18 protein-coding genes and 1 riboswitch are annotated in these 21375 nt (G+C 34.2%); all 18 genes read left to right on the top strand.

Going from position 1 to position 21375, the window contains the following annotated elements; genetic code table 11:
• The first annotated feature begins 76 nt into the window (after positions 1-76).
• The gene (locus tag AC2D6V_RS06905; RefSeq protein WP_484647317.1) at positions 77-1351 is read left to right on the top strand and encodes an O-acetylhomoserine aminocarboxypropyltransferase/cysteine synthase family protein; all 1275 of its coding nucleotides are present in this window, start codon (positions 77-79) and stop codon (positions 1349-1351) included.
• Between the two features lie 24 nt (positions 1352-1375).
• The gene (gene thrA / locus AC2D6V_RS06910) at positions 1376-4777 is read left to right on the top strand and encodes a bifunctional aspartate kinase/homoserine dehydrogenase I (protein ID WP_484647318.1); all 3402 of its coding nucleotides are present in this window, start codon (positions 1376-1378) and stop codon (positions 4775-4777) included.
• Between the two features lie 38 nt (positions 4778-4815).
• Complete coding sequence (locus AC2D6V_RS06915; protein ID WP_484647319.1) at positions 4816-5988, top strand: trans-sulfuration enzyme family protein; 1173 nt, start codon at positions 4816-4818, stop codon at positions 5986-5988.
• Between the two features lie 12 nt (positions 5989-6000).
• Positions 6001-6420, top strand: a complete 420-nt coding sequence (locus tag AC2D6V_RS06920) for an RrF2 family transcriptional regulator (protein WP_484647320.1) — start codon at positions 6001-6003, stop codon at positions 6418-6420.
• A 161-nt stretch (positions 6421-6581) separates the two neighbouring features.
• Entirely contained in the window at positions 6582-6839 is a 258-nt protein-coding gene (locus AC2D6V_RS06925; RefSeq protein WP_298237453.1) for a DUF2061 domain-containing protein, read from the top strand.
• 12 nt (positions 6840-6851) lie between these two features.
• Positions 6852-7472 (top strand): phosphoadenosine phosphosulfate reductase domain-containing protein, encoded by a 621-nt coding sequence (locus tag AC2D6V_RS06930; RefSeq protein ID WP_484647321.1) that lies wholly within the window; start codon positions 6852-6854, stop codon positions 7470-7472.
• Positions 7473-7521: 49 nt separating this feature from the next.
• Positions 7522-8427 (top strand): sulfate adenylyltransferase subunit CysD, encoded by a 906-nt coding sequence (gene cysD / locus AC2D6V_RS06935; protein WP_484647323.1) that lies wholly within the window; start codon positions 7522-7524, stop codon positions 8425-8427.
• Between the two features lie 84 nt (positions 8428-8511).
• Positions 8512-9759, top strand: coding sequence for a sulfate adenylyltransferase subunit 1 (locus AC2D6V_RS06940; RefSeq protein ID WP_484647325.1), 1248 nt, complete (start codon positions 8512-8514; stop codon positions 9757-9759).
• 8 nt (positions 9760-9767) lie between these two features.
• The gene (locus AC2D6V_RS06945) at positions 9768-11876 is read left to right on the top strand and encodes a HEPN domain-containing protein (protein WP_484647326.1); all 2109 of its coding nucleotides are present in this window, start codon (positions 9768-9770) and stop codon (positions 11874-11876) included.
• A gap of 9 nt (positions 11877-11885) precedes the next feature.
• A complete protein-coding gene (gene cobA / locus AC2D6V_RS06950) occupies positions 11886-12647 on the top strand; it encodes a uroporphyrinogen-III C-methyltransferase (protein ID WP_484647327.1) in 762 nt (253 codons plus the stop codon).
• A gap of 3 nt (positions 12648-12650) precedes the next feature.
• Entirely contained in the window at positions 12651-13235 is a 585-nt protein-coding gene (locus AC2D6V_RS06955) for a precorrin-2 dehydrogenase/sirohydrochlorin ferrochelatase family protein (protein ID WP_484647328.1), read from the top strand.
• Between the two features lies 1 nt (position 13236).
• Entirely contained in the window at positions 13237-14292 is a 1056-nt protein-coding gene (locus tag AC2D6V_RS06960; protein ID WP_484647329.1) for an NAD(P)/FAD-dependent oxidoreductase, read from the top strand.
• Between the two features lie 92 nt (positions 14293-14384).
• Positions 14385-15128, top strand: coding sequence for a serine O-acetyltransferase EpsC (gene epsC, locus AC2D6V_RS06965; protein WP_484647330.1), 744 nt, complete (start codon positions 14385-14387; stop codon positions 15126-15128).
• Entirely contained in the window at positions 15112-16002 is an 891-nt protein-coding gene (cysM, locus tag AC2D6V_RS06970) for a cysteine synthase CysM (RefSeq protein WP_484647331.1), read from the top strand. The genes epsC and cysM overlap by 17 nt, the downstream gene beginning before the upstream one ends.
• A 68-nt stretch (positions 16003-16070) precedes the next feature.
• Positions 16071-16181, top strand: a riboswitch (SAM riboswitch).
• Positions 16182-16231: 50 nt separating this feature from the next.
• Positions 16232-17245, top strand: a complete 1014-nt coding sequence (locus tag AC2D6V_RS06975; protein ID WP_484647332.1) for a homocysteine S-methyltransferase family protein — start codon at positions 16232-16234, stop codon at positions 17243-17245.
• A gap of 9 nt (positions 17246-17254) precedes the next feature.
• A complete protein-coding gene (locus AC2D6V_RS06980) occupies positions 17255-17536 on the top strand; it encodes an antibiotic biosynthesis monooxygenase family protein (RefSeq protein ID WP_484647333.1) in 282 nt (93 codons plus the stop codon).
• On the top strand, positions 17536-20211 hold the full coding sequence (gene metH / locus AC2D6V_RS06985) for a methionine synthase (RefSeq protein WP_484647334.1): 2676 nt from the start codon (positions 17536-17538) through the stop codon (positions 20209-20211). Before AC2D6V_RS06980 ends, metH begins: the two co-directional genes overlap by 1 nt.
• A 185-nt stretch (positions 20212-20396) precedes the next feature.
• Positions 20397-21353 carry a methylenetetrahydrofolate reductase [NAD(P)H] gene (gene metF, locus AC2D6V_RS06990; RefSeq protein ID WP_484647335.1) on the top strand — a complete coding sequence of 319 codons (957 nt, stop codon included), beginning with the start codon at positions 20397-20399 and terminating at the stop codon, positions 21351-21353.
• The last annotated feature ends 22 nt before the right edge of the window (positions 21354-21375 follow it).

A 21375-nucleotide genomic window follows, 5' to 3' on the forward strand; every position in this document is an offset into this window, starting at 1 on the left:
ATTTTTAAATTTCTTTTTAACATTTTTCTATAAAAGCATATTTGGCTTGATTTATTAATGAATTAAATTTAGAAAAATGAGCATACCAAAATTAGCAACAAATGCATTACATGCAGGACATGATGTTACAACCACTTTAGGGACTAGAGCAGTACCAATTTATCAGACAACATCCTATGTTTTTAACAATTCAGATCATGCAGCAAACTTATTTTCATTACAAGAATTAGGTTTTATATATACGCGTTTAAATAACCCAACAAACCAAATTTTACAAGACCGTTTAGCAGCAGTTGAAGGCGGAATTGGTGCTGTTGTTTTTGCATCTGGTACATCTGCTATTTCCACAGGATTACTTACATTATTAAAAGCCGGCGACCATATTGTAGCCTCTAGCAGTTTGTATGGCGGAACTTATAATCTTTTAAAAGTTACTTTGCCAAGATTTGGTATTACAACGACATTTGTTGATGCTGATAATCCTGATAATTTTGCAGGAGCCGTTCAAGATAATACAAGAGCATTTTTTGTAGAATCATTGGGAAACCCAAAATTAGATGTGTTAGATTTAGAAGCCATTTCTATTCATTCAAAAGCTGCAGGAGTACCTTTTATTGTTGATAATACAGTAGCTACTCCGGCATTATTAAATCCTTTAAATCATGGTGCTAATATTGTTATTCATTCTTTAACAAAATATATTGGTGGTCAAGGAACTTCTATAGGTGGAGCTATTATTGACGGTGGTACATTTAATTGGGCAAACGGAAAGTTTCCAGAATTTACAGAACCATCTGCTGGTTACCACGGCTTAGTTTATAATGAAGCATTGGGTGCAGCAGCTTATACCTTTAAATTGATTTTAGAAGGATTACGTGATTTAGGCGGTGCTTTAAGTCCAACAAATGCATTTAATATTATCCAAGGTTTAGAAACTTTACCTATTAGAATTAAAAAACATTCTGAAAATGCTTTAGAAATAGCGAAATGGTTAGAACAGCAAGATGAAGTTGCATGGGTTAATTATCCAGGTTTAAAAAGTAGTAAATACAAAGCTTTAGCAGATAAGTATTTGCCTAATGGCCAAAGCGGGATTGTTACTTTTGGAGCTAAAAAAGGATTTGATGCTGCGAAAACAATAGCAGACGAAACTAAATTATTTTCATTATTAGCTAATATTGGAGATACAAAATCTTTAATTATCCATCCTGGAAGTACAACACATCAACAGTTAGATGAAGCAGAACAAGAATCGGCTGGTGTATCTGGAGATTTAATTCGTTTGTCTGTTGGTATTGAAGACATAGCAGATTTAAAAGCAGATTTAAAACAAGCACTTAGTAAAATCTAATTTACTCATAAGTAATACAAAGAATTGAATCACAAGTTGCAACATATAGCTATTAATAATTACACTACTGAAAAAGGTGTGCTTTACCCTGAGATAAAGTTAAGTTATCAAGTTTTTGGAAAAACTTTAGGTGCGGCACCAATAGTTTTAGTAAATCATGCACTAACTGGTAATAGCAATGTTGCAGGTAAAACAGGTTGGTGGAAAGATTTAGTGGGCATTGATAAAGTTATTGATACCAATTTGTATTCAGTTTTAGCATTTAACATTCCTGGAAATGGCTACGATAGTTTCGTAATTGAAAACTATAAAGATTTTGTAGCTCGAGATGTAGCGAAAATCTTTTTATTAGGGCTTCAAGAATTAAAAATCACGAAGCTTTTCGCTACTATTGGTGGTTCATTAGGAGGTGGTATTGCATGGGAAATGGCTGTTTTACAACCTGATTTTACAGAGCATTTAATAGTGGTTGCAACCGATTGGAAATCTACTGATTGGCTAATTGCGAATTGCCAGATACAAGAACAATTTTTATTGAATTCTAAAAACCCAGTTCACGATGCTAGAATGCATGCGATGCTTTGTTATCGTACTCCAGAATCTTTTAAAGAGCGATTTCAGCGTTCAAAAAATGAGGATTCAGAAATTTTTAATGTAGAAAGTTGGTTGTTGCATCATGGTAAAAAATTGCAAGAGCGCTTCCAATTATCAGCTTATAAATTAATGAATCAGTTGTTAAAAACAATTGATGTTACTAAAAACCGAAAAGCAGACCTGAATGTTTTAGAAGATATAGAGGCCAACATACATATTATTGGTGTTGATTCCGATTTGTTCTTTACTGCTGAAGAAAATAAGCAAACACATAAGCAATTGGCGGTAACACATGCCAATGTTACTTACAATGAAATTAATTCGGTTCATGGTCATGATGCGTTTTTAATGGAGTATCAACAATTAGAAAAAATAGTAGAAGGCATTTTTGTGCCAGATTCTAAAAAGAAAAAAATGAAAGTATTAAAGTTTGGAGGGAAATCTTTAGCAAATGGTGATGGATTGAATAAAGTGCTTTCCATTATTGAAAACAAAGTACATGACGGCGAAAAAATAGCGGTTGTTGTTTCTGCTAGAGGGAGTGCCACCGATGATTTAGAAGAAATTTTAAATAAATCAGTACAAGGTAAAGAATATAAAGAAGCATTAGAAGCTTTTAAGCAATATCAAAAAGAACCTTTAAAGGATATTGATTTTTCGCAAGAATTTTCAATATTAAATAAACTCTTTGAAGGGGTAAGTTTATTGAGGGATTACAGTCAAAAAACTAAAGATGAAATATTAGCACAAGGTGAATTGTTATCTGTAAAATTGGTTTCCAGTTTGCTTAATCAGAAAGGAATAAAAGCAAAAGTAACAGATACTAGACAGCTAATTAAAACGGATGGTAATTTTGGAAATGCACAGCTTGTTTCACAGTTAACTAAGGACAATGTTAAGAATTACTTTAAGAATAATAATAGCGACACCGTTAATATTTTAGCTGGATTTATTGCTTCCAATTCTAAAAACGAAACCACTACTTTAGGAAGAAACGGGAGTAATTATACAGCCGCTTTAATAGCTAATTATTTAGATGCCGAAGAGTTGCAAAACTATACGCATGTAAACGGTATTTATACAGCCAACCCAGATTTAGTCGAGGATGCTCAAAAAATAAGAGAGTTGTCGTTTGCTGAGGCTAATGAACTAGCTAATTTTGGAACAACAGTTTTACATGCCAAAACAATTATTCCGTTAGTTGAAAAAAATATTAATCTGCGTATACTTAACACCTTTAATTCAGATGATGAAGGCACCTTAATTACGGCAAAACCAAGCTCAAAGGAAGTAACATCATTATCTGTTTTAGACAATGTGGCGTTGCTTAATTTAGAGGGACGTGGTTTATTAGGCAAAATTGGCGTTGATGCAAGGATATTTAAAGCTTTAAGCGACAGAGATATTAGCGTAAGTATCATTTCTCAAGGATCTTCAGAACGCGGGATAGGTTTAATTATAGATGCAGAAAAAGCAACTCAAGCAGTTATAGCTTTAGAGCGTGAATTTGAAAATGATTTTTATGCACAAGACGTAAATAAAATTGAGGTAGTTGATGATGTTTCGGTTATTTCAATCATTGGAATAGAATTGAGTTCTTTCCATAAACCATTTAATGCACTAATAAAAAATCAAATTACGCCATTACTATTTAATAATACAGTAACTGGTAGAAATGTGAGTTTAGTTGTTAAGAAGAGCCAATTGAATAAAGCAATGAATGTAATTCATGGTGAAGTATTCGGAATTTCAAAAAAAATAAACATTGCCATTTTTGGTCACGGAGGAGTTGGTGGCGCTTTAATAAATCAGATTTTAAAATCGAAAAACGATATTGAAAAACGTAAAGGCCTCAATTTGAATGTTTTTGCCATTGCGAATTCTAGAAAATTACTTTTAAGCAAAAATGGTGTCGATGCTAATTGGAAGAAAGCAATTGATGAAACAACTACAGAAAGCTCTATTGAAGATATTATCACTTTTGCAAAAACATATCATTTAGAAAACCTAATTGCAGTAGATAACACTGCAAATTCTGAGTTCTTTAATAATTATATTCCGTTAGTAGAAGCTGGTTTCGATTTAGTATCATCTAATAAAATCGCAAATACGATTTCTCACGATTTTTATAAGGAATTAAGAGTTCAATTAGAAAAAAATAATAAAGAATATTTATACGAAACAACAGTGGGCGCGGGTTTGCCGTTAATTGATACCATTAAACTATTACATGAATCTGGAGAAAACATTACCAGAATACGCGGTGTTTTCTCAGGAACTTTAAGTTATTTATTTAATAATTTTTCAATTCAGGATAAACCGTTTAGCGAAATCATTCAAGAAACCATAGATAAAGGATTTACTGAACCAGATCCAAGAGAGGATTTTTCAGGAAATGATGTAGCAAGAAAGCTGTTAATTCTAGCCAGAGAGTTAGATTTGCAAAATGAGTTTGAAGATGTTTCTGTATTAAATTTAATACCAGAGGCGTACCGAAATATTTCAGTAGAATCCTTTTTATCACAATTGAATGTGTTGGATGGTCAATATCAAAAGATAAAAGACGATCAAAAGGATTGTCATGTATTACGTTATGTTGGTGATCTATCAGGTGATTTATCTCAAGATAAAGGAAATTTGGAAGTAAAACTAGTGTCAATTCCTGAAAATAGTACTTTAGGACATGTTAAAGGATCTGATGCTATTTTTGAAATATTTACAGAGTCTTATGGTGAGCAACCTATCGTTATCCAAGGAGCAGGAGCAGGAGCAGAAGTAACTGCAAGAGGTGTTTTTGGTGATATATTGAGATTGTCTAAGCATATAAATTAAATGTCAGGTTGAGCGCAGTCGAAACCATTTAGAAAGTAATGAGTAAAAGTAAAAAACAATTCGAAACAGAGGCCATTCGTACCCAATTAGAGCGTACAGAATTTTTAGAGCATACTAGTCCGTTATATTTAACGTCCAGTTTTGTGTTTGAAGATGCTGAGGATATGCGAGCTTCGTTTACCGAGGAAAAACAACGTAATATATATAGTCGTTTTACAAACCCAAATACATCTGAGTTTGTTGATAAAGTGTGTAAAATGGAAGGCGCTAAAGATGGCTATGCGTTTGCAACTGGAATGGCAGCAATTTTTTCAACATTTGCCGCGCTTTTGGATAGTGGTGACCATATTGTATCGGCACGGTCAGTATTTGGTTCAACGCATACAATGTTTACTAAGTATTTACCTAAATGGAATATAACAACAAGTTATTTTAATATCAATGAGCCAGAAACGATTGAAAGTTTCATAACACCTAATACTAAAATTTTATATGCTGAATCACCTACAAACCCAGGTATCGATATTATTGATTTAGAATTGTTGGGAAACATTGCTAAAAAGCACAACTTAATTTTAATAATAGATAACTGTTTTGCAACGCCATACATACAGCAACCTATAAAGTATGGTGCCCATTTAGTGATTCATTCTGCTACAAAATTAATGGATGGTCAAGGTCGCGTATTAGGAGGGGTTACCGTTGGAAATGCTGACTTAATAAGAGAAATATATTTATTTGCTAGAAATACAGGGCCTGCTTTGTCTCCTTTTAACGCTTGGACTTTATCGAAAAGTTTAGAAACCCTTTCGGTTAGAGTGGATAGACATTGTGAGAATGCTTTAAAAGTAGCCGAGTTTTTAGAAAACCATCCAAAAGTAAATTGGGTAAAATATCCATTTTTAAAATCGCATCCGCAATACGAAGTTGCTAAAAAGCAAATGAAACTAGGGGGTAATATTGTTGCCTTTGAAGTAAAAGGAGGTATTGATGCAGGACGTAGTTTTTTAAATAATATTAATATGTGTACATTATCTGCCAATTTAGGAGATACAAGAACTATTGTAACACATCCTGCAAGTACAACTCACAGCAGTTTAGCAGAGGAAGATAGGTTGGTAGTAAATATTACAGATGGGTTAGTAAGAGTATCTGTTGGATTAGAGCATGTAGATGATGTTATTGCCGATTTGGAGCAAGCTTTAAATTAGTATATTAGCCACATGCTATCCAAAAAAACGAAATACGGGTTAAAAGCACTTACATATATAGCCAGAAGGGAAAGCGATTTGCCCGTTCAAGTAAGTGTCATTGCTAAAAGTGAACAAATTCCACAGAAGTTTTTAGAAAGCATTTTACTTACCTTAAGAAAATCTGGAATTTTAGGATCAAAAAAAGGAAAACATGGAGGTTATTATTTACGAATGGAACCTTTAGAAATTAAAATGACTGATGTAATGCGTGTCCTTGAAGGTCCAATTGCTATGGTGCCTTGTGTTAGTCTTAATTATTATGAAAAGTGTGATGATTGTCCAGATGAACATAAATGTAGCGTTCATAAATTGATGATTGAGGTACGAGATAGTACGCTTAAAGTATTCAGAAATACAACTTTAGCCGATTTATCTAATATAAACGATTAAAGATTTCTCAAAATAACGCACCTCTCAAGAGAATTTTTCACAGTTAATCCTTAAAATATTCCATTATTCTAAAAAGTTGTTAAAACTCTTTTTTGTGTTACAAAATGTTTTACATTTGTAATCCCTAGTAAATTGATAGGATTAATGTAAAATAACAACAAATGATTGCGCAAATGTTATTAAAAAGTAAAGAAAAGACCACTTACAGCGAGGATTCTACCGATGAGAAACCAATAAGAAGTATTGCTAAAGCTCTTAGCTGGAGGGTTGTTGGTACTTTAGATACTTTGTTAGTTTCTTATATATTAACAGGGAGAATATCGCTTGCAGCGTCTATAGCATCAGTAGATTTTGTAACAAAATTAATTTTGTACTTTTTTCACGAGCGCATTTGGAATGCGGTAAAATGGGGAAAATAAATATATAGAACAATGTTAACAGATAATCAAATAGAAGAATTAAATAAAAGCTTTAAAAAGGCGACGCCAGCTGAAATTATTCAGAAGGCTTTTGAGCTTAATGATAAAGCAGTAGTTACAACAAATTTCAGACCTTATGAAGCCGCTATTTTGCATGCAGTAAGCGAAGTGGAAGCAAATATTCCTGTGGTTTGGTGTGATACAGGTTACAATACGCCTCAAACATATAAGCATGCAGAACAGGTTATAAATGACTTGAACTTAAACGTGTCTTTATATGTGCCAAAACAAACGTCTTCGCATAGAGATGTGGTTATGGGAATTCCAAATATTGATGCTCCAGAGCATGCTTTATTTACTGAGCAAGTAAAGTTAGAGCCTTTTAAAAGAGCAATGGAAGAGCACAAACCAAAAGTATGGTTCACAAACTTACGCCAAGGGCAAACAGCTTTTAGAAACAGTATTGGTATTTTTAGTGTAAGTAAAGATGGTGTTTTAAAAGTAAGTCCTTTCTATTTCTGGTCTGATGAAAAATTAGATACTTATTTAGAAGAGAATAACTTACCAAACGAATTCAAGTATTTCGATCCAACAAAGGCATTAGAAAATAGAGAGTGTGGTTTACACGCTTAAATAAGATAAAAAAGAGATATTTGTATTTTAAAACAAATTAAGCAAGATTATGAATAAAGACACATCGCATATCAATTCTCTTGAAAATGAAGCGATATACATCATGCGAGAAGTTGCAGCACAGTTTGAAAAACCGGTGTTGTTATTCTCAGGAGGAAAAGATTCAATTACATTAGTTAGGTTGGCAGTAAAAGCTTTCTACCCAGCTAAAGTACCTTTTCCATTAATGCATATAGATACGGGACATAACTTTCCAGAAACTATTGAGTTTAGAGACCGTTTGGTTAAAGAATTAGGTTTAGAATTAATTATAAGAAATGTACAAGATTCTATCGATCAAGGAAAAGTAAAAGAAGAGTCCGGTCGTTACGCGAGTAGAAATATGTTGCAAACAACAACACTTTTAGATGCTTTAGAAGAGTTTAAATTTGATGCAGCTATTGGAGGCGCAAGACGTGATGAAGAAAAAGCTAGAGCAAAAGAGCGTATTTTCTCTGTTCGTGATGATTTTGGTCAATGGGATGAAAAAAACCAACGCCCAGAATTATTTGATATGTTGAATGGTGAAATCGATCATGGTCAAAATGTTCGAGTATTCCCTATTTCAAACTGGACAGAACTAGATGTTTGGTCTTATATAGAAAAAGAAAACATAGAGATTCCTTCAATTTATTTCGCACATAAACGTAAAGTATTTATGAGAGATGGCATGATTTGGTCTGCAGAAGATGGTGTTGTTTATAGAGATAAAGAAGAAGAGGTAATTGAAGAAATGGTACGATTCAGAACTGTAGGAGACATGAGTTGTACTGCCGCAGTATTATCAGAAGCAGTGTCTATTTCTAAAGTGGTGGAAGAAATTAGAGATTCTACTATTTCAGAACGAGGCGCTCGTATAGATGATAAACGCTCTGAAGCAGCCATGGAAAAACGTAAGCAACAGGGGTATTTCTAGAATACAATTTTGTCAATTCCGCGAAGGCGGAAATCTTTTAAAACGAATACAAATTAGGTTTAAAACCTATCATTATTATAAAAAATGGAAGTATTAAAAATAGCAACAGCAGGTAGTGTTGACGACGGAAAAAGCACCTTGATAGGACGTATTCTTTACGATACAAAATCATTAACTACAGATAAGTTAGAAGCGATAGAGAAAACGAGTAAACAACGGGGTTACGATTACTTAGATTTTTCATTAGCAACCGATGGTTTAGTTGCTGAAAGAGAACAAGGTATCACCATTGATGTAGCGCATATTTATTTTTCAACAAAAAAGAAGAGTTACATAATTGCAGATACTCCAGGTCATGTTGAGTACACACGTAACATGGTAACTGGAGCTTCAACATCACAAGCGTCTATCATTTTAATTGACGCTAGAAAAGGGGTTATTGAGCAAACAAATCGTCATTTTTTCATCAATAATTTATTAAGAATTAAAGATGTTGTTGTTGCGATAAATAAAATGGATTTAGTCGATTATTCAGAAGAGATTTATAATAAAATAAAAGCTGATTTTTCTGAATTAATGAGCAAAAGAGATTACCAAGATCAAAAAATAACATTTATTCCAGTTAGTGCTTTAAAAGGCGATAACGTGGTTAACAAAACTGAAAAAATGCCTTGGTATAAAGGCGAAGCTTTATTAGAGCATTTAGAGCAATTAGACAAAGCGGATATTTTTAATGTAGGTACACCACGCTTTCCAGTGCAATATGTAATTCGTCCAAAAACTGAAGAGTTTCATGATTATAGAGGATATGCAGGAAAAGTTTATGGTGGCGATTTAAGTGTTGGTGACGATATTATTGTTTTGCCATCAAAAACACGATCAAAAATTAAGGATATTTATTTCTATGATGAAAAGTATGAAACAGCTTCAAGACGCTCTTCAGTAACCATAACTTTAGAAAATGATATCAATGTAAGTCGTGGAGATATGATTGTCAAGGAAGGGGATTTACCTACAATAGATAAACAATTCACTGCGAATGTATGCTGGATGGATATAAACGAATTAACGCCTGGTGGTAAATATGTTGTGCAACATGGTATTAATAAGGTATTAGCAAAAGTTGATAGAATCAATCATAAAATCAAACCTGACTATTCAGGAATTGAAAAAGATATTACTGGTTTAAGTATCAATGATATTGCTTCAATAACATTCAAATTAAACAAACCAATTTTTTACGATCAGTTTAAAAATCACAGAACAAACGGGTCGTTTGTTATAATAGATACACAGTCTAACAACACGGTTGGTGCTGGTTTCATCCAATAAAAAAGAAAATGCAAAGTTTTAGAACAGAATTTGAAAACCCAGTTGTTGAGAAAGATATTATTGAATTAGCTAATAAAATTGAGCTTTTCAATAATGGGAAGATTGATGAAGAAAAATTTAGAAGTCTTCGTTTAGCTCGAGGTGTTTATGGGCAGCGTCAAGAAGGTGTGCAAATGATTCGCATAAAATTACCTTATGGAAAGGTAAAGAGTAATCAATTACATAGAATTTCTGATGTTTCTGATGAATATTCTCGTGGTCGTTTGCATATTACAACGAGACAAGATATTCAAATACATTATGTCGATTTAAATAGAACACCAGAATTGTGGGCAGAATTAGAGCGTGATGATGTGACCTTGCGTGAAGCTTGTGGTAACACGGTAAGAAACGTGACAGCAAGTGAAACAGCTGGTATCGATGTTGATGAACCATTTGATGTGTCACCTTATGCAGATGCATTATTCAAGTTCTTTTTACGAAACCCAATTTGTCAGGAAATGGGACGTAAATTCAAAGTGTCTTTTTCTTCTTCTGATGAAGATACTGGATTATCATACATGCACGATTTAGGATTCATCGCAAAAATCGAAAATGGTGTTCGTGGATTTAAAGTATTGATTGGTGGAGGTCTAGGATCTCAGCCACGACATGCCGATGTGCTATATGATTTCTTAGAAACAGATAAAATAATTCCAGTAATGGAAGGTGTTTTAAGAATTTTTGATCGCCATGGAGAACGTAAAAGTCGAGCTAAAGCTAGAATGAAATTCTTATTAAAGGATATTGGGCTTGATGCGTTTAAAGCACTAGTAGAAGAAGAGCAAAATGCTATAGAGTTTAAATCGGTTGCGATTGATGCAGATGCTTATGAACCTTCAGTTCCAGTTGAACTTGAAGTTGTTCCAGAAGTAACAATCAAAGATCAACAAGCCTTTGAAACTTGGAAATCGACCAATATTATTCCTCAAAAGCAAGAGGGACATGTGGCAATTGGCATCAAAGTGTTATTAGGAGATTTTTATACAGATAAAGCACGTTTATTAGCAGATTTAGTTGAAAAATATGCTGCAGGAGAAATCAGGTTATCATTACGCCAAAACATTGTAATTCCTTTTGTAAAAAGAGAATTAGTGCCATTTTTCTACACTGAGTTAGAAAAATTAGGTTTTGTTGAGGCGGGTTATAATAAGGCGGTAGATATTACGGCATGCCCTGGTACAGATACTTGTAATTTGGGAATTGCAAGTAGCACAGGAATTGCCGATGAGTTAGAACGTGTAATTAAAGCAGAGTATCCTCAATATTTAAATAACGAAGATTTAGTTATAAAGATTAGTGGCTGTATGAATGCCTGTGGTCAACACAATATGGCTAATATTGGTTTCCAAGGTATGTCTGTTCGTACACCAGATAAATTAGTAGCGCCTGCATTACAAGTTTTGTTAGGTGGAGGTAATCTAGGTGATGGTAATGGGGCTTTTGCAGATAAAGTTGTAAAAGTGCCAAGTAAGAGAGGGCCAGAAGCTTTGCGAAGAATCTTAAATGATTTTGAAGCGCATGCCTGCGGAAAACAATTTGTTGAATACTATAAAGAAAAAGGAGAAAAGTATTTCTACGATTTCTTAAATGATTTACAAGATGTCACTAATTTAACTCAAGCCGATTTTATTGATTGGGGAGAAGAAGAAAAGTATGTTAAAGAGATTGGTATTGGAGAATGTGCAGGTGTTGTAATTGATTTAATAGCTACATTGTTTTTAGAAAGTGAAGAGAAGATTGAAAATGCGAAAGAATCTTTTGATAACAAAGTATATTCGAGCGCTATTTATCATGCTTATAGTTCACTAGTGAATTCCGCAAAAGCTTTGTTATTAGCCGAAAACAAGAAAACAAATACACATGCTGGAATTATAAGTCAGTTTGATGAATTGTTTGTTGAAAGTAAAAGAATAGATTTAGGAAGTTCTTTTTCAGAACTGATATATCAAATTAATAAATTTGCACCAACTGAGGAATTTGCTTCAAATTATATCGAAAATGCTAATGGTTTTTTGCAAAAAGTAAGAGTTTTTAGAGAATTAGAAACATCAACTTTAACAAAGAAAGCGGTTTAATACAGAGTAATGAGTATAATAATTCCAAAGTTAACTGTTGTAGGCGCAGGTCCAGGTGATGAAGATTTAATTACCTTAAAAGCTATTAAGGCTATTAAATCTGCAGAAGTCATTCTGTATGATGCACTCATTAACGAATCCTTGTTAAAATATGCTCCAGAGAATACAGAGCTAATTTTTGTAGGTAAACGAAAGGGGTGTTATGCTTTTCAACAGAAACAAATTAATGAATTAATCGTTTCTAAGGCCAAAGAAAAAGGTCATGTTGTAAGATTAAAAGGAGGTGATCCGTTTATTTTTGGACGCGGTGCAGAGGAAATAGATTATGTAAGGCAGTTTGGTTTGGAAACCTTTATTGTGCCGGGAATTTCATCATCCATGGCAGTTCCAGCATATCAAGGAATTCCGTTAACAAAGCGGGGTGCTTCAGAAAGTTTTTGGGTGATTACGGGAACTACTAAAAATCATCAATTATCAACGGATGTTGCTCTCGCAGCTAAATCGACTGCAACCGTAGTCATTTTGATGGGAATGAGTAAACTAAGCGAAATTGTTAGGATTTTTTTAGAAGAAAATAAGCAGAATACTTCGGTGGCGATAATTCAAAATGGAACAAGAGCCAATGAAAATGTTGGGATTGGAACAATTAAAACAATTGAAAAGATAGTTAAAGAAAAGCAATTAGCGAACCCAGCTATTATTATTATTGGAGAAGTGGTTAAAGAAAGAGCAGTATTAACTTCTATTTATAGTGAAGTAGCTAGGAACTAAATTATGGAAAGAAATAATTTATATCCTATATTTTTGAAAGCTAAAAGCTTAAGTGTTCTTATAGTTGGCGGTGGAAATGTAGCTGAAGAAAAATTAACGTTCTTATTAAAATCGAGTCCAGATGCTCAGGTAACTATGGTGTCTCCCATGTATAGAGAAGGTACTATAGAACTTGCTAAAAAGGGTTGTGTAACATTATTTGAAGATGTTTACAAAAAAAAATATTTAATTGGCAAGCATATAGTTGTAGCAACGACAGACATACCCGAAGTAAATGTTCAGGTTTGGAAAGATTGTAGGGCAGAAGCTAAATTGGTAAACGTTGCAGATAATCCACCATATTGCGATTTTTATATGGGAGGGATCGTAACAAAAGGTAATGTAAAAGTAGCGATAAGTACTAATGGAAAATCACCAACAACTGCTAAACGATTACGTCAGTTTTTCGAGGATGTAATTCCTGAAAACGTAGACGATTTAGTGAAGAATTTAAACGAGTATAGAAAAACAATAAAAGGTGATTTTGAAGAAAAAGTGGAAACACTAAACGAATTCACTAAAGGATTAATTGCAAAAAAAGAAGTATAAAATGATTAAGACTGATATACTTATCATAGGGGCTGGGCCAACAGGTTTATTCACTGTTTTTGAAGCAGGATTATTGAAATTAAAATGTCATTTAATTGATGCATTACCACAACCAGGTGGGCAATGTTCTGAGATTTACCCTAAAAAACCAATTTATGATATTCCTGGATTTCCTGAAATATTAGCGGGCGATCTAACTAAAAACTTACTAGAGCAAGGTAAACAATTCGAGCCTGGATTTACATTAGGTGAACGAGCTGAAACTATAGAAAAGCAAGAAGATGGTTCTTTTATTGTAACAACAAATAAAGGAACAAAACATCATGCACCAATAGTAGCTATTGCAGGCGGTTTAGGCTCTTTTGAGCCTAGAAAACCAGCCATTGAAAGGATTACAGATTATGAAGATAATGGTGTAGAATATATTATTAAGGATCCAGAATTTTACCGAGATAAGAAAGTCGTAATTTCTGGAGGAGGAGATTCTGCATTAGATTGGAGTATCTTTCTAACAGATGTGGCATCAGAGGTAACTTTAATTCACAGAAGAAATGAATTTAGAGGTGCTTTAGATTCTGTAGAGAAAGTAGGTGAATTGACAAAATCTGGTAAAATTAAATTAATAACACCAGCTGAGGTTACAGAGCTACATGGGAATGGAAAGATTGAAACGGTTACCGTGACTCCAAAAGAAGGTGAGGCGTTTCAATTAGAAACCGACCATTTCATTCCACTATTTGGTTTGTCACCTAAATTAGGTCCTATTGGAAACTGGGGATTAGATATTGAAAAGAATGCTATTAAAGTAGATAACTCATTAAATTATCAAACAAATATTCCAGGAATTTTTGCCATTGGAGATGTGAACACCTATCCTGAGAAATTAAAATTGATTTTATGTGGTTTCCATGAGGCAACTTTAATGTGTCAAGCTGCTTATAGAATTATCAATCCAGGAAAAAGATTAGTGTTAAAATATACAACCGTAAGCGGAATTGATGGTTTCGATGGTTCAAGAAAAGAAGCACCAAAAGCGGTTGTTCAAGCTATTAACTAGTTATAAAAGGACTTATATTTGTAGTCAGTAAATGAAATATAAATTTATAATCCTGCAAGTTTATTAACCTTGTAGGATTTCATATTTAACAAATGAAAAGCTATAACGTTTGCCTAAAAGATACAGCTAAAACCTTCACTAAGCGTTTGTTTTATTCGTTGTTCGATTGTGAGCAAGAAGAAGAGCATGGCGAATATTTAGAAAAAACCTTTCTAAAAATACTGTCTAAATTAGAAATAGAAAATGGAGAAGTGCTTTGGGAAAGTTTTAAGAACGAACTTCCTGAAATCAGAAAAAAACTAGACTTAGATGCTATTGCTTTTGAAAAAAATGACCCAGCGTCTCATTCATTAGCCGAGATTTATATGGCTTATCCTGGGTTTTACGCGATATCTATTTACAGATTAAGTAATGCATTACACAAACTGAATGTTTATATTTTGCCTAGAATGATGAGTGAATATATACATGGGATTACAGGTATCGATATTCATCCAGGGGCGACAATTGGTGAGTCGTTTTATATTGATCACGGCACGGGGATTGTAATTGGCGAAACCTCGATAATTGGAAAAGATGTGAAGATGTATCAAGGGGTGACTTTGGGCGGTATTTCAGTAGCTAAAAGCTTAGCTTCAACAAAACGGCATCCAACAATAGAAGATAATGTGTGCATTTATGCTAACGCTACTATTTTGGGAGGCGATATATCCATTGGTGCCAATAGCATTATTGGTGCTAATGTTTGGATAACTGAATCTGTTCCAAAAGATTCTTTAGTAACCTACCAAACAGAAATAAAAGTAAGACCTAAGAAGAATGGAATTCGAAAATAGTATTATTGGTCAGATTGGGAATACACCACTAGTTGAAGCAACGCATCTTTTGAAGAAAGAAGGTGTTAGATTGTTTTTAAAGTTAGAAGGGAATAACCCGGGAGGCAGTGTAAAAGACCGTCCTGCTTTTAATATGATTAATGAGGCTCTAAAACGAGGAGATGTCAAAAAAGGAGGCACTCTGGTTGAAGCTACTAGTGGAAATACAGGGATTGCCTTGGCTTTTATTTCGAAACTTTTAGGGTTGAATATGGTACTTGTCATGCCTGAGAATTCAACAGAAGAGCGTGTTAAAACCATGCGTGCATATGGAGCAGAAGTTATTTTAACCCCTGCTGATATTGGGATTGAAGGTTCTAGAGATGTGGCTTTTAAACTTCGTGATGAAAAAGGGTACACTTTACTAAATCAGTTTGAAAACGATGATAATTGGAAAGCGCATTATAAAACAACTGGTCCTGAAATTTGGAAGACAACTAATGGAAAAATAACACATTTTGTTTCTGCCATGGGAACAACGGGAACCATTACCGGCGTTTCAACATATTTAAAAGAACAGAACACAAATGTTACGATAGTAGGAGCACAGCCTGCTGAAGGTGCCAGAATTCCAGGTATTAGAAAATGGTCTCCAGATTATGTGCCGAAGTTTTTTGATCCAAAGAAAGTTGATATTGTGGTCGACGTTACAGCAGAAGATGCCAAAGCAACAACTATAAATTTAGCAAAAGTAGAAGGTGTTTTTGCTGGTATGAGTAGTGGTGGTTCTGTGTTTTGTGCTTTGAAGATTGCAGAACAAATTGAAGAAGGCGTAATTGTTGCAATTATTTGCGATAGAGGCGATCGATATTTGTCGTCCTCTCTATTCGAATAAAGTTATAGATTTTTAAGGATAAGAAAGATTTAGTTATTATTTTTGTCCACAGTTCATAAACGTACTAAATGTTATCAAGAAAGGTTGAGGGATTAGACCCGTAGAAACCTTGGCAACCCTTTATCTTTAAAGAAGGTGCTAAATTCTACTAATGCAGTAATGTGTTAGAAAGATAACGAAAAGTAAATTCCTACTTTTCTTGATGACATTTTAGATAACAAATATATAAATGTCGAATATACATAAAGCTTTACAGGAGCGAATTTTGGTTTTAGATGGCGCTATGGGTACCATGCTTCAAGCTTATAAATTCGCTGAAGAAGATTTTAGAGGCGAACGCTTTAAAGATTATCCAACGCCTTTGCAAGGTAATAACGACCTGTTGTCTATTACACAACCAAAAGCTATTAAAACTATTCATGGTAAATATTTTGAAGCTGGTGCAGATATTGTTGAAACCAATACCTTTTCAGGAACGACCATTGCTATGGCTGATTACCAAATGGAAGATTTGGTATATGAATTGAATTATGAATCAGCTAAAATCGCGAAGGAAGTTGCTAATGAGTTTACATTAAAAGAACCTTATAAACCACGTTTTGTAGCAGGTTCTATTGGACCAACAAATCGAACTGCAAGTATGTCACCTGATGTGAACGATCCTGGATATCGCGCCGTAACTTTTGATGAATTACGAATAGCATACAAACAACAAGTAGAGGCTTTAGTTGACGGTGGTGCAGATTTATTATTGGTAGAAACGGTTTTTGATACGTTGAATGCAAAAGCAGCTTTGTTCGCAATAGAGGAAGTGAAAGATGAACGCAACATCGATATTCCAATTATGTTAAGCGGAACAATTACGGATGCTTCTGGAAGAACCTTGTCAGGTCAAACAGCAGAAGCATTTTTAATTTCTGTATCACATATCCCATTATTATCTGTTGGATTTAATTGTGCTTTAGGAGCAAATTTATTGCAACCTCATTTAGAGGCGATTGCCAATAAAACAGACTTTGCAATTTCAGCACACCCAAACGCTGGTTTGCCAAATGCTTTTGGCGAGTATGATGAAACGCCAGAAGAAATGGGCGAGCAAATAGAAGAATATTTAAAAAAGGATTTAATTAATATTATTGGCGGTTGCTGTGGAACAAATCCAGAGCATATTCGAGTGATTGCTGATATTGCCGCCAAATATAAACCACGAACTGTCATTCTTGCGGAGGCAGAAATCTCATAAATTGAAGTTATGATTCTAGAAGTAGCCATATTAAATATAGAAGAAGGAATGTCTAAAGCTTTTGAAACCAATTTTCAAAAGGCAGAAAAGATTATTGCTTCAATGAATGGTTATATATCACACCAATTAAAGAAGTGTGTTGAACAAGCCGATAAATATATTTTATTAGTTAATTGGCAAACGCTTGAAGACCATGAAATTGGTTTCAGACAATCAGATGAATATCAAGAATGGAAGGCATTATTACATCATTATTATAATCCATTTCCAATAGTAGAGCATTATAAATAATGAAAATAAAACAAACCAAATACATGAAATTGTCTGGTTTAGAACCTTTGGTTTTAAACGAAAACAGCAATTTTATAAATGTAGGAGAGCGAACTAATGTTGCAGGGTCTCGAAAATTTCTTCGATTAATAAAAGAAGAAAAATTTGATGAAGCCTTAGATATTGCTCGTCATCAAGTAGACGGTGGCGCACAAATTATCGATATTAATTTTGATGATGGTTTGATTGATGGAAAAGAGGCGATGATTCGTTTTTTGAATTTAATCGCCGCAGAACCTGATATTTGTAGAGTGCCTATTATGATTGATAGTTCCAAATGGGAAATTATTGAAGCTGGACTTAAAGTGGTACAAGGAAAATGTGTGGTGAATTCTATTTCGTTAAAAGAAGGCGAAGAAAAATTTATTTGGGAAGCAAAACAAATTAAGCGCTACGGTGCTGCTGTAATTGTTATGGCTTTTGATGAAGTAGGACAAGCTGATAATTATGAACGTCGTATTGAAATCGCAAAACGCTCTTACGATGTTTTGGTTAACAAAGTAGGCTTCCCATCTGAAGATATTATTTTTGATTTAAATATATTTCCTGTTGCCACAGGTATGGAGGAGCACAGAAGAAATGCTATCGATTTTATTGAAGCCACTCGTTGGGTACGTCAAAATTTAAAGAATGTAAGTGTAAGTGGTGGCGTAAGTAATGTGTCATTTTCATTTAGAGGAAATGATGGTGTTCGTGAAGCGATGCACTCGGTGTTTTTATACCATGCTATTCAGGCAGGTATGAATATGGGTATTGTAAATCCTGCGTTATTGGAGGTTTACGATGATATTCCGAAAGATTTATTAGAACATGTTGAAGATGTTATTTTAGATAGACGTGACGATGCTACTGAACGCTTATTAGACTTAGCTGAAACTGTTAAAGGCTCGAAAGTTGAAAAAGGATTGGATTTATCATGGAGAGAAAATCCATTACAAGATAGAATTACACATGCTTTAGTAAAAGGTATTGATGCCTATATTATAGAAGATGTTGAATTAGCGAGACAAGAAGCCGAAAAACCAATTGAGGTTATTGAAGGTCATTTAATGATTGGAATGAATGTAGTTGGTGATTTGTTTGGCGCTGGAAAAATGTTTTTGCCTCAAGTAGTAAAATCTGCTCGTGTTATGAAAAAAGCAGTGGGTTATTTGAATCCGTTTATTGAAGCTGAAAAAGGCGATAAACAAGAGCCTGTTGGTAAAATATTAATGGCAACTGTAAAAGGTGATGTACATGATATTGGTAAAAATATTGTGAGTGTGGTGTTAGCATGTAACAACTACGAAATAGTTGATTTAGGAGTAATGGTGCCACCTGAAAAGATTATTGAGATAGCAATAAGTGAGCGTGTAGATGCTATTGGACTCTCTGGTTTAATAACACCTTCATTAGACGAAATGGTTTATTTAGCAAAGGAAATGCAAAATAAAAACTTTGAAGTGCCTTTGCTAATTGGTGGAGCTACAACCTCTAAAGCCCATACCGCAGTAAAGATTGATACTCAGTACAAAAGTGCAGTGGTTCATGTGAATGATGCCTCAAGAGCGGTAACGGTTGTTGGCGATTTATTAAATAAGAAATCATCGCATGCCTATGTAGCCAAAATGAAGAAAGATTATGATGAATTCCGAACCAAATTTTTAAAACGAGGTAAGGAGAAAACATATATTTCTATTGATGAAGCACGAAAAAGAAAATATAAAATTAATTGGGAAACTTCTGAAATTATAAAGCCTAAAGAGCTCGGTGTTCAGATATTGAAACAATTAAGTTTAAAAGAATTATTACCGTTTATAGATTGGAGCCCGTTTTTTAGAAGCTGGGACTTACATGGTAAATATCCAGATATTTTAAAAGATGATGTAGTTGGTGAACACGCGACGCAGTTGTTTGAAGATGCGCAAGAGATGGTTCAACTAATAGTAGCAAAACAATTGTTGAAACCTAAGGCGGTTTTTGGTCTGTTTGAAGCTAATTCGATAAATGAAGATGATATTTCAGTTCAGAAAAAAGGAAAAGAAATTGCTGTTTTTAGAACTTTGCGCCAGCAATTGAAAAAGCGAGAAGGTATTCCTAATCATGCTTTAGCGGATTTTGTAGCTCCAAAAGAAACAGGAACAACCGATTATATGGGTGCGTTTTGTGTGGGTGTTTTTGGAGCACAAGAATTAGCCGATAGTTATAGAGCTAAAGAAGATGATTATAATGCGATAATGGCACAAGCCATTGCAGATCGATTTGCCGAAGCTTTCGCAGAATATTTACATAAGCAAGTAAGAATGAAGCATTGGGGTTACGCCGCAAATGAGGATTTAACGAATCAAGATTTAATAAAAGAAAGCTATAAAGGTATTCGTCCAGCACCAGGTTATCCTGCGTGTCCTGACCATTTGGAAAAGGAAACTATTTGGGAATTGTTAGAGGTTGAAAAATTAATTGGTGTAACGCTAACAGAAAGTTTTGCCATGTGGCCGGCAGCTGCAGTATCGGGGTATTATTTTGGAAACCCTGAAGCTAAATATTTTGGTTTAGGTAAAATTACTGACGGTCAAGTCACTGATTATGCCACTAGAAAGGGCATAACCAAAGAGAAAGCTAGAAAGTGGTTGCATCCAACGTTGGCAGAAGAATAATGCGTTTGCGATTGCAGTGGTATCTTTTTTTTGAGTGTCAGTTCGAGTGAGTTTGTGAAGTATGAGCAAATTTATATCGAGAACAAACGTAAAAAGATATAACGTAAAGCGCGACCCTTGTGGTAACGCCCAAGAAATAAAAATAATATTAACTAATAAAAAGTCCCATTTAGGGATTTAGGGGAATGAAAGTAACAGATCACATAGCACAATCGAAAGGTAAAGCCCTTTTTTCATTTGAAATTATACCACCACAAAAAGGCAGAAGTATACAGGAATTATATAATAATATTGATCCGTTAATGGAATTTAATCCGCCATTTATTGATGTAACCACATCTAGAGAACAGTATATTTATATTGATAAAGGCGAAGGGCTTTTAGATAGAAAAATAACCCGTATGCGTCCAGGGACGGTTGGCATTTGTGCTGCGATAAAGCACAAGTATAATGTGGATACGGTACCGCATGTTTTGTGTGGCGGATTTACCAGAGAGGAAACAGAATATTTATTGGTAGATTGTCATTACCTAGGTATTGACAATGTTATGGCGTTACGTGGTGATGCTATGAGTCATCAAAAATATTTTGAAGCTTCTAAAGGGGGACATAAGTATGCTACTCAGTTAGTTGATCAGATTCAGAGTATGAATTTAGGTAAGTACCTTCATGACGTTGTAGAATCTGAGCATAAATCAGACTTTTGCATTGGTGTTGCAGGTTATCCCGAAAAGCATATGGAAGCCCCTTCTTTACAAACCGATTTAAAAAGATTAAAAGAAAAGGTGGATGCTGGAGCAGATTACGTAGTAACTCAAATGTTTTTTGATAATCAGAAGTATTTTGAGTTCGTTGAGGCTGCTAAAGCCGCGGGGATTAATGTGCCAATTATCCCGGGTATTAAACCAATTGCAGTGAAGCGCCATTTACAAATATTACCACAAGTATTCAAAATTGATGTTCCCGAAGAATTAATTCAAGCTGTTGAAAACTGTAAGGATAACAAAGCAGTAAGACAAGTTGGAATAGAATGGGGAATAAAGCAGTCTAAAGAATTATTAGATTATGGTGTTCCAGTGCTGCATTATTATTCTATGGGAAAAAGTGATAATATTAAAGCGATAGCTTCAGAATTGTTTTAATTATTATTGCACTACTTTTGCA

Source organism: Algibacter sp. YIN40 (genome assembly GCF_057219435.1).

Coding starts and splice junctions, on each gene's coding strand:
- AC2D6V_RS06905 (WP_484647317.1), top strand. CDS start 77: ATGAGCATACCAAAATTAGCAACAAATGCATTACATGCAGGACATGAT.
- AC2D6V_RS06915 (WP_484647319.1), top strand. CDS start 4,816: ATGAGTAAAAGTAAAAAACAATTCGAAACAGAGGCCATTCGTACCCAA.
- AC2D6V_RS06920 (WP_484647320.1), top strand. CDS start 6,001: ATGCTATCCAAAAAAACGAAATACGGGTTAAAAGCACTTACATATATA.
- AC2D6V_RS06925 (WP_298237453.1), top strand. CDS start 6,582: ATGATTGCGCAAATGTTATTAAAAAGTAAAGAAAAGACCACTTACAGC.
- AC2D6V_RS06930 (WP_484647321.1), top strand. CDS start 6,852: ATGTTAACAGATAATCAAATAGAAGAATTAAATAAAAGCTTTAAAAAG.
- cysD (WP_484647323.1), top strand. CDS start 7,522: ATGAATAAAGACACATCGCATATCAATTCTCTTGAAAATGAAGCGATA.
- AC2D6V_RS06940 (WP_484647325.1), top strand. CDS start 8,512: ATGGAAGTATTAAAAATAGCAACAGCAGGTAGTGTTGACGACGGAAAA.
- AC2D6V_RS06945 (WP_484647326.1), top strand. CDS start 9,768: ATGCAAAGTTTTAGAACAGAATTTGAAAACCCAGTTGTTGAGAAAGAT.
- cobA (WP_484647327.1), top strand. CDS start 11,886: ATGAGTATAATAATTCCAAAGTTAACTGTTGTAGGCGCAGGTCCAGGT.
- AC2D6V_RS06955 (WP_484647328.1), top strand. CDS start 12,651: ATGGAAAGAAATAATTTATATCCTATATTTTTGAAAGCTAAAAGCTTA.
- AC2D6V_RS06960 (WP_484647329.1), top strand. CDS start 13,237: ATGATTAAGACTGATATACTTATCATAGGGGCTGGGCCAACAGGTTTA.
- epsC (WP_484647330.1), top strand. CDS start 14,385: ATGAAAAGCTATAACGTTTGCCTAAAAGATACAGCTAAAACCTTCACT.
- cysM (WP_484647331.1), top strand. CDS start 15,112: ATGGAATTCGAAAATAGTATTATTGGTCAGATTGGGAATACACCACTA.
- AC2D6V_RS06975 (WP_484647332.1), top strand. CDS start 16,232: ATGTCGAATATACATAAAGCTTTACAGGAGCGAATTTTGGTTTTAGAT.
- AC2D6V_RS06980 (WP_484647333.1), top strand. CDS start 17,255: ATGATTCTAGAAGTAGCCATATTAAATATAGAAGAAGGAATGTCTAAA.
- metH (WP_484647334.1), top strand. CDS start 17,536: ATGAAAATAAAACAAACCAAATACATGAAATTGTCTGGTTTAGAACCT.
- metF (WP_484647335.1), top strand. CDS start 20,397: ATGAAAGTAACAGATCACATAGCACAATCGAAAGGTAAAGCCCTTTTT.